The following is a 13,479-nucleotide window of genomic DNA, read 5'->3' on the forward strand; positions in this document are numbered from 1 at the left end:
TTGGCACTCCCCCTTCAAGATAGAAGTCGTTCGTATTTCTCCCATCTTAGCCCGTCGCTTATCGACGCCCACTCGAGCCTTTAAGGCATGAGTAAACGAGCCAAGTGGGCGAACTGCTCATCGCTAATGGTGTAGCGCACCCGCCGACCCTGCTGATAACGATGAATGAGCCCTACCTCGTGCAACTTCTTGAGGTGATGGCTCACTGTGGGCTGGGAAATCTCCAGAATTTCTTCCAATTGCGCCGAGGACATCGAGCTATCCGAGGCCACGAGAGAGAGCAGGCGCAGGCGGGTGGGATCACCCAAGACCTTGAAGGCTGCGGCAATGGCCGCGGACTCATGTGGGGAGAGGTGGTGGCTATTGAGCGAGCGCTCAACCGGAAGCTCACTGGTGCGCGTCGGGGCGCTCATCTTAGTCCTCCTATTTTTAGGTTTGGCTAACTTTGTTTAATGTACATCGCCGCAGGAGGGGGAAGCAAGCAAAAACCGCCAGACCCCACATAGGGGAACCTGGCGGTAGCAGAAGAACGCACCCGATGGCGCGCACGAGATGTTAGAGCAGGCCGGCATTCTCCACGGCGGCGCGCTCCCCGAGCAGCTCCTTAACGTTCGCGGCAATACGCTCAGCCTGGAACTCGGAGATGTCGAGACCCTCGACGATCTTCCATTCACCGTTTTCGCAGATGGTGGGCTGGCCGGCGAGGATACCCTCGGGCACGCCATAGGCGCCGGTGCCCGGAACGGCGGCGGAGGCCCAGCTGCTGGTGCCGTTGATCCAGTCGTGCATGTGATCAATGGCGGAAGAGGCAGCGGAGGCAGCGGAGGACTTACCGCGCACCTCGATAATTTCCGCGCCACGCTTGGCCACGCGCGGCACGAACTCGTTGACATACCACTCGTGATCCACCAGATCGGAGACCTTCTCGCCATTCACGGTGGCGTAGGTGATGTCCGGGAACTGAGTGGCGGAGTGGTTGCCCCACACAACCATGTTCTCGAAGTCGGCGGCATCCTTGTCCAGCTTGGTGGCCAGCTGCGAGATGGAACGGTTGTGATCCAGGCGCATCATGGCGTTGAAGCGCTCGTGGGGCACATCCTTGGCGGCGGACATGGCGATCAAGGCGTTGGTATTGGCCGGATTACCCACCACGAGCACGCGCACATCATCAGCGGCGTGATCGTTAATAGCCTTGCCCTGCGGGCCAAAGATCTTGCCATTGGCCTGCAGCAGCGCGGAGCGCTCCTCGCCCTTGCCGCGCGGCTTGGCGCCCACAAGGAACGCTGCATTGGCACCATCGAAGGCCACAGCGGCGTCATCGGTGATGTCGATGTTCTTCACCAGCGGGAAGGCGGAATCCAGCAGCTCCATGGCCACGCCCTCCGTGGCCTTGACGGCCTCAGGAATCTCGAGGAGCTTCAGCTCCACGGGAACATCCTTGCCGTAAACATCGCCGTTGGCGATGCGCCACAGCAGGGAGTAGGAGATCTGGCCGGCGGCACCGGTGACGACGATTTTCTTGGGGGACTGGGACATGATGTGGCCTTGCCCTTTCTTAGTAGAGTACTTTGAGCCCAGCATAGCGAGTCCGATCGCGTTTTGCTTGTTTGATTGCACACATCACATGTCTGAAATCTGGGATAATACCCACGGAAACACCACAAACTCGGAACTTTCCTGTCCGAACCCTTGTGTGTAGGCCAATAAAACGGGCATGCCGCTGGCCCCGCCGAGTGAGCATCGATAAGCGAAAAAGTACGGATCTAACACCACACGCGGGTGAGGGAATACCAACCCCTAAATGGTGTGATGAGCTTCGTACTCACGGTCGGAGGAATATGCGGGTAGTACCATAATTTGGGGTGGAAAGGACACCACCCCTGCCCGTTGTGCTTCACCGCGAGGAGCGTGAGGGCACGATTGAATAGTTGAAGGAACACCGCACGTGACGGCCGCACGACCCACCCAGAACGGACGTCAGTGGCCCGATCTCAAGGAGGATAACGCGCAATCATGACATCTGACTCCTCGCCCTATAAATACACCTCTGCGGACGCCGCGCAGTCCTCAGTGTATGCGGGAGAAGATCTCGCTCCCTTGAATTTCGAAGACGGCAGCATGCCACTACCCACCACCCCCGAGGCGGACTCCGCTGCGGCCACCGCCCCAGAGAATGAGGAGGGGGTCACTCCGGAGCATGTGGTGAAGGTAGCGCTGCGCACATTCGCCACGCACGGCTTCAAAGATTCCCGACTCAAGGCCATCGCCAGCGAGTCTGGGATGTCCAAGCGCATGATCCACTATCACTTTGGCGATAAGCGCGGGCTGTATGTGCGGGTGATCCAGCGCGCCATCGCCGATCTGCGCCCAGTCATTGATGAACAGGCCCTCGAAACCGCCGTGCCGGTGGAGGGTATGCGCTCCATGGCGGAAGCGATCTATGACCAAATCACCGCACACCCACTGGCTGCACGGCTATTGGTGATGGAATCCCAGCAGAATCAGGCCAACATGGAGCTCTCCGGCCCCTTCGCGGATCAGTCCCAGGCGATGCTGCACATGGAGAAGCTACTGATGCTCGGCCAGGATTCGGGAGCATTCCGGCCGGGGATTTCGGTGATCGATATCTACACCATCATCATCGCGCCCACGCTCATGCGCAGCACTTACTATTCCGCATACCTCAATCTCTACAACGTGAACCTGTTGTCCCAGGAGAATACCGAAGGCATGCGCCGCATGGCGGTGGATACCGTGTTGAGCTTCTTGACCTCTAATATGCAGTCCAGCGGCGGGATGAGCTATCTCAGCGCCGATGCCACCACGCATCTCAAGCACGACAATCAGGCCGGCGGCGAGGACATCTATTCCATGGAAGACAGCCTCTACGGCAGCTCTTAAGATTGGCGCTCATCGACGCCCTCCCAGCCACATCCTTTCGCAGAAAAAGGCCAGCCTCGTTGGGCTGGCCTTCCTGTATGTGCCGGTGTGACGCTTCGTCCTTAAGCAGTTTTTTCCGCACCGTCTCCTTCTGCAGAGTATTCCGGCTCCCCTTCCCCACGGGCAGCAGCGCCGGTTATGGTGACGGTGGAAACATCCTCGCGATCTGGGACCGTGTACATGATGGGTACCAAGATCTCTTCCATAATTGCACGCAGGCCGCGTGCACCGGTCTTACGCTCCAAGGCCTGATCGGCGATAGAGGCCAATGCCTCCTCCGTGAAGTGGAGGGAAACTCCATCCATCTCGAAGAGACGCTCGTACTGCTTGACGAGGGCATTTCTCGGCTCGGTAAGGACCTTCACTAGGGCCTCACGGTCGAGGTTGCCCACCGAAGCCACTACGGGCAGGCGACCAATGAACTCTGGGATTAGCCCAAACTTCACCAGATCTTCCGGGCGCACCTCGGTGAAAACATTCTCCGTGGTCTCCGGCTTGAGGGAGCGCACCTCCGCACCGAAGCCCAAGCCCTTCTTACCCCGTCGCTCCTCGATCACCTCCTCCAAACCAGAGAACGCACCGGCGACGATGAAGAGAATATTAGAGGTATCAAGCTGGATAAACTCCTGATTCGGGTGCTTGCGCCCGCCCTGCGGTGGAATAGCGGCCACAGTGCCCTCCAAGATCTTCAGCAAAGCCTGCTGCACGCCTTCACCTGAGACATCACGCGTGATGGAGGGGTTTTCAGACTTCCGAGAGATCTTGTCGATCTCATCAATGTAAATGATGCCCGTTTGAGCGCGATCTACATCAAACTCCGCGGCTTGCAGGAGCTTCAACAGAATGTTTTCCACATCCTCGCCCACATAGCCGGCCTCGGTAAGGGAAGTGGCGTCGGCGATAGCGAAGGGGACGTTGAGCAACCGAGCCAAGGTTTGAGCGAGATAGGTCTTGCCCGAACCGGTGGGTCCCAGCATGAGGATATTGGACTTGGCGATCTCCACCTCGTCCTCCCCCATGGAGAAGGAGGCGCCAACTTGGCGCATGCGCTTGTAGTGGTTATACACCGCCACAGCGAGAACCCGCTTGGCCTCGTCTTGGCCGATCACGTACTCATCGAGAAACTCCGCGATCTCGCGCGGGCGAGGCAGGCGACTATCCTCCGCCTCCTCCTGCGCGGCGGTATTGAGTTCCTCCTCGATGATCTCATTACACAGCTCGATGCACTCATCACAGATGTAGACTCCGCCACCTGCAATGAGCTTTTTCACCTGCTTCTGGCTCTTTCCACAGAAGGAGCACTTCAACAGGTCAGCGGTCTCTTGCATATGTGCCATAAGCTGGAAAAACCCTCATTTACGTCTCGTTTGTTGTGCGGCAGGAGCCGAGTGCGTCCTACCTACTCTAGCGCCTCCGCTCCCACGAGAGGCAGCAACCCCGCCGAGGACACTGCCCTTCAACCACTCTGCGCTCGGAGCTATTCCTCGCAGCCTCGCACGGCCCCACCCAGCGGAGCCGAGGAACCCCATAAGGAGAATTTTTTTAGGGAACGCAAACCTTTGCCTAGTAGAAGTTACACCTCACATTAATTGCGATTAAGGAAGATTAAAAGCAGACCTGAGGGAAATATGCCGATTGTGCACTACTCCCATAATCGTCACATATCCATAACATTCTCAGGTTTAATTTGATATCGGATCAATGAGCACTACAGTTAATACGGAAGGCCTACTGCACGGCCCATCAGCCCTGCATGGACCACTTTTCTCAACGAACCTATTTACTCAAGGAGTTTGATTATGCGTAAAACCACCCTGCGCACCGTCACCGCAATCGCTGGTTCCACCCTATTGCTCGGCCTTGCCGCTTGCTCTAGCGATGACGCCTCTGACGCCGTGTCCGATGCCACCGATTCCGTAAGCTCTGCCGCCTCTGAGGTCAGCGACGCCGCCGGTGACGCCAAGGACGATGCCGAGGATGCCGCTAGCGATGCCAAGGACAAGGCTGAGAACGCCATGGACGACGCCAAGGACGCCATGAATCACAAAGATGCCATGGACGTCGCCGAGGCTGACCTGCCCTCTGAGATCGCCGAGGCTGCTGAGTCCTACGACATGTACGGCGAAAACGCCGGAGCTTTCGTCTCCGCCTATGAGCGCGACGGCGTGACCGTTGCCGAGTACGAGAACGCTGCCTTCGTTAAGAGCGACGCCGGCACCTACCCCGTTATCGGCGGTATGTGGAAGGTATGGCAGAACGAGGGCGGCCTAGATTCTGAGATCGGCGCCCCCACCGAGGCTGAGCGCGAGGTTGACGGCGGCTGGGAGCAGACCTTCACCGGCAAGACCATTCACATCATGCCGAATGAAGACGGCACCTTCGTCGAGTCCTTCAGCTAACTAAGGATCCGCTGAGCAGCCTCGGCGGCCCAGCTCGGGTGCTAGCACCACAACTCCCCTCCTCGTCTGCTCGAGGAGGGGAGCTGTCGTCTGTGCGGTGAATGGTAGGCCACCCAGACGGCGTCACGACATAAGAACGGCGGGCGATACCCTCTCCCATGGAAGGTATCGCCCGCCGTTGCGCTCGTTCTGCAGACGGACTAGCCGTTGAGCTTGCGGTAGTCGAATACTTGGTCCACGATGCCATAGTCCTTAGCCGCCTCAGCGGTGAGGATCTTATCGCGGTCGGTATCAATGCGAATCTGTTCCGCGCTCTGACCGGTGTGACGGGCCAGCGTCTCCTCCATGAGGGTGCGCATGCGCTCGATCTCGGCGGCTTGGATCTCGAGGTCTGAGACCTGGCCCTGAATACCCTGGGTGGCGGGCTGGTGAATAAGCACGCGAGCATTCGGCAGCGCGGCACGCTTACCGGGGGCGCCGGCGGCGAGTAGCACGGCGGCTGCGGAGGCAGCTTGGCCGAGGCAGACGGTAGATACGTCGGGGCGGACGTACTGCATGGTGTCATAAATCGCCATCAGCGAGGTGAACGATCCGCCGGGGCTATTGATGTACATGGTGATATCGCGGTCTGGGTCCTGCGACTCCAGCACCAGCAACTGCGCCATGATGTCATTGGCCGAGGTGTCATCCACCTGGGCGCCGAGGAAGATGATGCGCTCCTCGAAAAGCTTGTTATAGGGATTCGACTCCTTGGTGCCATAAGCGGACTGCTCAAGGAAGGACGGCAGGATATAGCGGGACTGTGGCATCTGCATAGTGAAAGGCTCCTTAGTCGTGGGGGTGGATTAGTTATTAATAGCGCCCTTGGCGGACTCGATCACGTGATCCACGAAACCATAGTCCTTAGCCTGCTGGGCGGTGAACCAGCGGTCACGGTCGGAGTCTTTCACAATCTGCTCCACAGGCTGGCCGGTGTGCTCGGCGATGAGCTCAGCCATTTCTTTCTTGGTATAGGCGAACTGTTCCGCCTGAATAGCGATATCCGCCGCGGTGCCTCCCACTCCTGCGGATGGCTGGTGCATCATGATACGGGCGTGGGGCAAAGCGAAACGCTTGCCCTTGGTGCCGGCAGAAAGCAGGAACTGCCCCATCGATGCTGCGAGACCCATGCCATAGGTGGCAACGTCGCACGGGGCGTACTTCATGGTGTCGAAGATAGCCATGCCGGCGGTAACGGAACCGCCAGGGCTATTGATGTAGAGGGAAATGTCCCGGTTGGGATCCTCTGCCGAGAGCAACAAAATCTGGGCGCAGAGTTTGTTGGCAATCTCATCGTCCACCTGGCTTCCGAGGAAGATGATGCGCTCGCGGAGGAGGCGCTCAAAGACGGAGTCGCTCAGGTTGAGTCCTGCGGCTGCGTTTGTCATGTGTGGGGTGGTCATTGTTTCTCCTTTGAATCCCAATATCTCGTCACTTCAGGCTACCGCTGTGGCGGGAGCAGAGTCAGCTTTGTTCGCTCACAGCTTAGGGGTATCTCCCACCGTGTCACGACGTACAGCAGAAAACGAAAGGCAGCACCGCACCCATGCGGTGCGGCACTGCCTCAAGGCTTTGCGCTGCAGTCTCGAATTTACTCGGACTCAGCTTCCGACTCGGACTCCGGCTCCTCATCGCCGAAGTACTGGGCCGGATCCACCTCGTTGCCCTCGGTGTCCTTAACGCTCACCTTGCAGATAGCCTCGGCGAGAGCCTTGCCGCGGCGCACATCAGCGAAGAGCGCGCCGAGCTGACCGGACTGCTGCAGCTGGCCGAAGAACTGGGCCGGCTCCATGCCGTAGCGCTGGGCGGTGAACATGATGTGATCGGACATCTCCTGCTCGGTGACCTCAGGCTCGAGCTCCTCGGCCAGACGGTCGAGGAAGAGCTGGTTGCGCACTGCATCCTCGGCGGAGGTGCGGGCGTCCTCATCGAACTTCTCACGGCTGGTGCCCTGAGCCTCAAGGAGGGTGTCTAGGATCTTCTCGTCGCCGCCGACCTGCTGCAGCAGCTGGTCACGCTGAGCCTTTACCTGCTCCTCGACGACACCTTCCGGCAGCGGGAACTCGGACTGGGAGAGCGCTGCGGAGAGAACCTCATCGCGAATAGCGGCGGCCTGGCTGCCCTTGGCATCCTCTTCCACCTTCTTCTCGAGAGACTCGCGGAGCTCGTCGACGGTGTCGAACTCAGAGGCCATCATGGCGAACTCATCGTCCACTTCGGGAAGCTCGCGCTCCTTGACGGACTGCAGGGTGACGGTGATCTCGCCCTGCTCGCCGGCGTGCTCGCCCATGTGCAGCTCGGATTCGAAGCTGGTGGACTCGCCAACAGACAGACCGGTGAGGGCCTCGTCCAGCCCCTTAATCAGGTCGTCGGAACCGATGTTGTAGGACATGCCCTCGGTCTTGGAGTCCTCGATGACCTCGCCATCGACCTCGGCGTGGAGGTCGATGCTCACGAAGTCGCCCTCCTGAGCGGCGCGCTCCACGGTCTTGAGAGTGCCGAAACGGGAACGAAGCTCCTCGAGCTCCTTCTCCACAGCGGCATCCTCCACCTTCAGCGGCGGCACCTCAACGTTAATGTCTTCGAAGGACGGGAGGGTGATCTCGGGACGGACGTCCACCTCGGCGACGAACTCGACGAGCTCGCCGTCTTCGATCTTGGTGATGTCAATCTCGGGCTGGCCGAGCACCACGAGCTCATTTTCTTCCACGGCCTGGCTATAGCGAGACGGCAGCATGTCATTAACAACCTGCTCGATGACAGGGCCGCGGCCGAAACGAGCATCGATGAGCTGGCGCGGAGCCTTGCCCTTACGGAAACCGGGAACCTGCACCTGCTGCGCAATAGCCTTATAGGCTTGGTCAAACTCGGACGAGAGTTCCTCGAAGGGAACCTCAACCGTAACCTTAACGCGGGTGTCGTTCAGCTTTTCGACGGAACTCTTCACGAGTCACTCTCCTGAATTTTCTTACTGCGTACGATGATGATCTGCTATGTCTGAGGGCCCGTAGTAGCCGCGCTCTCTTGCGGTGTCACGTTGGTGCTTCACCGGCTGAAGCGTAGTGCCCCTACGAGCCCTCATTGTCGATATATGTGGACATCTCGCGCCGAAGCGCTCGATATCCCTCGTCGGGACGACAGGATTTGAACCTGCGACCCCCTGCTCCCAAAGCAGGTGCGCTACCAAGCTGCGCCACGTCCCGTTGTGTCGTATTAGCCCGATGCCCTCGAGCTCCTACGTAGTCTACAAGTAGCAACACTACCCGCCTCACAATAGGGTGCCCACTACGCGCATTTACCCCGCTAGGAATGCTTTTATCCCCCCCTCAAAGCGCAGCTGCTGCAACAGATAGCTGTGCCGTTTTTCTCACGCCACCCCAAGCCAGACAAGGGCTCCCGCGCACACCCCGCCCCTCACGCGCACCCAGTAGTTCCACACCGCCACCCACGTGGCTGAGATCTCACTAAGACAGCCCTAACGCCAGTCGTCCGGCGTCCCACAGAGAGAGATGGGTATCCCATGACCTTCGCCATACATGCCACCCTTTCGAGGGGGGATTCTCACACCCGGAAGCGCACAGCAGACACGCCCCACTCACCACACCTAACACGAACCAAAGCCAAGTACCCGCAGACTCTCCCTAATGCTGCCCAATACGGCCCCCATAGACGTCAGACATAAACCTCGATAGCCAACCCTCCACCGCAGAAAATGTCTTTTGGAAATATTTAGACGGTGAGCGATCGCCCCTTCCAACGCTTACGGCGGAGCAGGTTACACAAGGAGTGCCGCCACCATGGACCCACACACAACCACCCCCTAAGTTGAACTTCCCGCAAACCCTCTAAATGTGGCGGTAGTCACTTTTGTGCTAATATTTTCCTAAGATAGATCAGCGGCTGTCTAGCTTTCCCGTGGCCCCTTGAGATCGAGAGGATCCGATGTTCTGAGGGCATCACTGCAGTGGCCCAACTGCTGCTCGACACCGGCACCAAAGCGAAAACGAAGGGATGCGCCCCTATGGCGAAGTACCTACTAAAGAAGATCGCTGGTTGGTTCGCGATGATTTTTATCGCGGTCAACATCACGTTCTTCTTGGCCTCCGCATTCCTCGACCCTCGGTCGAACTACGCAGGTAGGCGTCCAGCGATTCCGGAGGAGAGGATCGACGCAATCCTCGCCCCGAAAAATCTCAACGATAAAGACCCCATCTTGGAACGGTGGTGGACCTGGCTAACGGACATCTTGTTCCACTGGAACTGGGGGTTATCCCCACTCGGAGATTCAGTCAATGATGAAATCTCCTACCGCATCTGGGTGTCCGCGCGACTCCTACTGCTTGCCACCATCCTGTCTGTTCTCGTTGGCGTAAGCATCGGCGTGTTCACGGCCTCTCGCCAGTACAAGCCGGGCGATCGGTTCTTCCAGTTCTTCTCGATCGTCACCATGAACATCCATGTTGTTGTGGCGTCGATCTTCTTTGTATGGGCGGCTGTAAAGATCAACCAGCAGGCTGGAAAAACCATCTTCTACGTCACAGGGGCCTCATCAATCGGAGTCGAAGGCTTTATCCCAAAGGTGATTGACGCAGCCCAGCACCTCGCTCTACCAACAATTTCGCTGGTAATCATCTCCTATGCGGGCTATCACTTCATGCAGCGTTCCATGCTGCTCGACAATATCGACGCCGATTATGTGCGGACAGCTCGGGCAAAGGGCATGACGCGCAACCAAGCTATTCGCCGCCATGCGCTGCGCACCTCTGCTATTCCGGTGGCAACGTCCGTGGCCTTTTCCATTACCGGTGTGTTCACCGGCGCGATCATGACCGAGACGATCTTCGCGTGGAACGGTATGGGCAAGTACTTCCTGCAGACCCTCAACAGCAATGACATCCATGGCACCGTAGCCGTGGCCGCTTTCGGAGCGCTCATGACCGCGATCGGCGCGATCCTTTCCGACATCCTGGTTGTCATTCTTGATCCTCGAGTGCGGGTGAACTAACAATGCGCAAAGAATTCCGAAACAATGGCGCTGACGACTCTGAGGATGTCAACGCCAACGCCCTCCCGACTAATGACTTCACTGCGGCGAGTTCGCCCTCGACGCAGAGCGCGATCGCCTCTGTGACCGAGCAGGAGATCGATAAGGCACAAACCCAGCTCGAGCACGATCACCTCGCTGGGGGCAAGCCGATTTCGCGCCTGAAGCTCTACGCTCGCCGATTCATGCGGAACAAAATGGCGGTTGCCGGCGCCGTGGTGTTCCTTCTTCTCGTTGTCTTTGCCACGGTGGGCCCGCTGACCGCGAAGTACGCCTATGATTTTTCCGACTTCACCGCCCTCGGCGTGCAGCCCAATTCTGAGCATTGGTTTGGCACCAGCGCCTCGGGCAATGACCTCTACGCCATGGTGATCCAGGGGTTGCGGCGCTCGCTGGTGATCGCCGTAGTCGTCTCTGTGGCCACCACCGCACTGTCCGCCCTTATCGGAACCACAGCTGCCCTTCTTGGTGGACGCCCAGAGAAAGCCATCTTGGGTGTTATTCACTTCCTACTCGTGGTGCCGACCTTTCTTATCCTCGCCCTCTTGGTCTCCGGATCTGGCGGCGACTGGAAGATCCTCATCGTCGTGTTGATCGCCTTCGGCTGGATGTTCCCCGCCCGCGTCATCTGGTCCATGACCATTTCCGTGCGGGAACGCGAGTACGTTAAGGCGGCCCGCTACATGGGCGTATCCAATGCACGCATCGTGGTGCGCCACCTCATTCCGAACATCGGCTCACTGCTGGTTATCAACCTCACGCTGGGAGTGGTCAGCGCCGTGATGAGTGAAACCGGACTCTCCTTCTTGGGGCTCGGTGTGAAGCTGCCCGACGTCTCGCTCGGCACGCTCCTCTCCTCTGGCGCATCGAGCGTTCAGGTCTCGCCATGGGAGTTCTACTTCCCCGCGGCGGTACTCACCCTTCTGACCGTGTCCATGGCGTTCATCGCCGATGGTCTTCGTGACGCCCTCGACCCCAACTCCGCCGCAGCAGGAAAGGCATAACACATGACCACGCCAGTCCTCTCAGTCAAAGACCTTCACGTCGCATTTCCCTCCGAGGCGGGAAACGTCGACGCCGTGCGCGGTGTCTCCTTCGACCTTAAGCCCGGACAGACACTCGGCATCGTTGGCGAGTCCGGCTCCGGTAAGTCCGTATCCTCCCTCGCAGTCATGGGGCTGCTCCCGGATTATGCGAAGATCACTGGCTCCGCCACACTCGGCGGGCGGGAACTCCTCGGTCTCAGCGACACAGAGATGTCCAAGGTACGAGGCAAAGAGATCGGCATGATCTTCCAAGATCCGCTCTCCGCTCTGACTCCCGTGTTTGATGTGGGAACACAAATCGTGGAGGCCATCCAGTGCCACGAGAAGATCTCGAAGGCGCGAGCATGGGACCGTGCCGTCGAGCTGCTCGATCTCGTGGGTATTCCGGATCCGAAACGGCGGGCTAAGGCGTTTCCGCACGAGTTCTCCGGCGGTATGCGGCAGCGTGTGGTGATCGCTATTGCTATCGCCAACAACCCCTCAGTCCTCATTGCCGACGAGCCCACCACGGCTCTCGATGTGACCATCCAGGCGCAAGTACTGGAGTTGATCAAGAAGGTACAGCACGAGACCAACGCGGCCACCATCATGATCACCCACGATATGGGCGTGGTCGCGGATATGGCCGATGACGTAATGGTGATGTACGCCGGCCGCCCCGTCGAGCAGGCCCCAGTCCAGGAGCTCTTCGATAATCCGAGGATGCCCTACACCGTGGGATTGTTGGGCTCTATTCCCTCGGCGGCGAAACGCGACTCCTCGTCGTTGACCTCGATCGAGGGAAATCCCCCGATCGCTATCAATCTCCCCGATCAGTGCACCTTCGCGCCGCGCTGCCCCATCGCCACCGAACAGTGCCTCGAGACCGAACCGAGTCTGCGCAGCATTGAGCCGGGACATGACGCAGCGTGTGTGCGCAGTCCAGAAATTGAGCGTGGGACGATCGACGGTGCAGACATCTTCCCTGCTCCACAGATCGCGGAGAACACCTTGGCACACATCCCCCGCGAACAGCGCGAGATAGTGCTTGATGTGCAGAACCTGCAGAAAACCTTCCCGCTGATCAAGGGGGCCTTGTTAAAGCGCAGGGTGGGCGATGTGCACGCGGTAAAAGACGTGTCCTTCACTATCCGTGAAGGAGAGTGCTTCGCCATCGTGGGCGAGTCCGGTTCCGGTAAGACCACGACCCTCTTGGAAATCATGGACTTGGCTCCAAGCGAACCAAGCAAGGTGGTCATTAGCGGCCAGGATGTAACCACTCTGAAACGAAAGGAGCGTCGCCTACTCCGCCGCGATATCCAGATTGTGTTCCAAGATCCGATGGGGTCGTTGGATCCTCGCTTGACCGTGGCGGATATCATTCGAGAGCCGCTCGACGCTTTGGAGTGGGAGGGAGATAAAAACGAGCGCATCTATGAGCTCATGAGGTTTGTTGGACTCAACCCCACCCACGTGGATCGCTTCCCCGGCCACTTCTCGGGAGGTCAGCGCCAGCGCATCTCCCTCGCCCGCGCTCTCGCGGCGGAACCGAAACTGATTGTTCTCGATGAGCCAGTCTCCGCACTCGACGTGTCCATCCAAGCTGGCATGTTGAATCTCCTGGACGATCTCAAAGCACGCCTTGGCGTGAGCTACCTTTTTGTGGCCCACGATCTGTCTGTAGTTCGCCATATTTCCGATCGAGCCGCAGTGATGTATCTAGGCGAGTTCGTGGAGAAGGGCGACACTGACGAGCTCTTCGATAACCCCCGCCACCCCTATACCCAAGCGCTTCTCTCGGCCATTCCGCTTCCCGATCCTGTTGCCCAGCGCAATCGCACACGGACGCTATTGAAGGACCACCTGCCTTCTCCCACCGAGAAAATTAGCGGCTGCCCCTTCCGCACTCGCTGTCCTCTCTACGAGGAACTCGAGGAGTCGAATCGCTCGATCTGTGAATCGACAACTCCTAATCTGCGCCCTGTAGACGGCGCCGATCACTACCAGTCATGTCTCATGCGGTAGTGCTCGG

The 13,479-nt window shown here is 58.7% G+C and carries 11 protein-coding genes and 1 tRNA gene; 5 read left to right on the forward strand and 7 right to left on the reverse strand.

Going from position 1 to position 13,479, the window contains the following annotated elements; all coding sequences use genetic code 11:
• Positions 1-80: 80 nt before the first annotated feature.
• Entirely contained in the window at positions 81-413 is a 333-nt protein-coding gene (locus tag GBB18_RS04430) for a helix-turn-helix transcriptional regulator (RefSeq protein WP_151640884.1), read from the reverse strand.
• A gap of 142 nt (positions 414-555) precedes the next feature.
• Positions 556-1,536 (reverse strand): malate dehydrogenase, encoded by a 981-nt coding sequence (locus GBB18_RS04435; protein WP_151549330.1) that lies wholly within the window; start codon positions 1,534-1,536, stop codon positions 556-558.
• Between the two features lie 477 nt (positions 1,537-2,013).
• Here GBB18_RS04435 and GBB18_RS04440 point away from each other — a divergent pair, with 477 nt between their 5' ends.
• Complete coding sequence (locus GBB18_RS04440) at positions 2,014-2,901, forward strand: TetR/AcrR family transcriptional regulator (RefSeq protein WP_151549331.1); 888 nt, start codon at positions 2,014-2,016, stop codon at positions 2,899-2,901.
• A gap of 101 nt (positions 2,902-3,002) precedes the next feature.
• Here the strand turns inward: GBB18_RS04440 and clpX are convergent, their stop codons facing one another.
• Positions 3,003-4,277: an ATP-dependent Clp protease ATP-binding subunit ClpX gene (gene clpX, locus GBB18_RS04445; RefSeq protein WP_151640885.1), complete on the reverse strand. Its 1,275-nt coding sequence runs from the start codon at positions 4,275-4,277 to the stop codon at positions 3,003-3,005.
• A 462-nt stretch (positions 4,278-4,739) separates the two neighbouring features.
• On the opposite strand from clpX, the gene GBB18_RS04450 reads away from it, so the two are divergent.
• Positions 4,740-5,339, forward strand: a complete 600-nt coding sequence (locus tag GBB18_RS04450) for a YtxH domain-containing protein (protein ID WP_151640886.1) — start codon at positions 4,740-4,742, stop codon at positions 5,337-5,339.
• Between the two features lie 200 nt (positions 5,340-5,539).
• Here the strand turns inward: GBB18_RS04450 and GBB18_RS04455 are convergent, their stop codons facing one another.
• From GBB18_RS04455 to GBB18_RS04470, 4 genes are all read right to left on the reverse strand, one after another.
• On the reverse strand, positions 5,540-6,154 hold the full coding sequence (locus GBB18_RS04455) for an ATP-dependent Clp protease proteolytic subunit (protein WP_018018933.1): 615 nt from the start codon (positions 6,152-6,154) through the stop codon (positions 5,540-5,542).
• 30 nt (positions 6,155-6,184) lie between these two features.
• Complete coding sequence (locus tag GBB18_RS04460; RefSeq protein ID WP_151529103.1) at positions 6,185-6,781, reverse strand: ATP-dependent Clp protease proteolytic subunit; 597 nt, start codon at positions 6,779-6,781, stop codon at positions 6,185-6,187.
• Between the two features lie 188 nt (positions 6,782-6,969).
• Positions 6,970-8,325 (reverse strand): trigger factor, encoded by a 1,356-nt coding sequence (tig, locus tag GBB18_RS04465; RefSeq protein WP_151549335.1) that lies wholly within the window; start codon positions 8,323-8,325, stop codon positions 6,970-6,972.
• 182 nt (positions 8,326-8,507) lie between these two features.
• Positions 8,508-8,581, reverse strand: a tRNA-Pro gene (locus GBB18_RS04470).
• A gap of 818 nt (positions 8,582-9,399) precedes the next feature.
• Here GBB18_RS04470 and GBB18_RS04475 point away from each other — a divergent pair.
• From GBB18_RS04475 to GBB18_RS04485, 3 genes are read left to right on the forward strand one after another with little or no spacing between them, the layout of a single operon-like run.
• Positions 9,400-10,383 (forward strand): ABC transporter permease, encoded by a 984-nt coding sequence (locus tag GBB18_RS04475; RefSeq protein ID WP_151549369.1) that lies wholly within the window; start codon positions 9,400-9,402, stop codon positions 10,381-10,383.
• 2 nt (positions 10,384-10,385) lie between these two features.
• Positions 10,386-11,426, forward strand: coding sequence for an ABC transporter permease (locus tag GBB18_RS04480; RefSeq protein WP_151549336.1), 1,041 nt, complete (start codon positions 10,386-10,388; stop codon positions 11,424-11,426).
• Positions 11,427-11,429: 3 nt separating this feature from the next.
• Positions 11,430-13,472, forward strand: coding sequence for a dipeptide ABC transporter ATP-binding protein (locus GBB18_RS04485; protein ID WP_151640887.1), 2,043 nt, complete (start codon positions 11,430-11,432; stop codon positions 13,470-13,472).
• Positions 13,473-13,479: the final 7 nt, after the last annotated feature.

Origin of the sequence: Corynebacterium sp. 11A, assembly GCF_008930935.1 — a bacterium.
GTDB lineage: Bacteria > Actinomycetota > Actinomycetes > Mycobacteriales > Mycobacteriaceae > Corynebacterium > Corynebacterium megadyptis.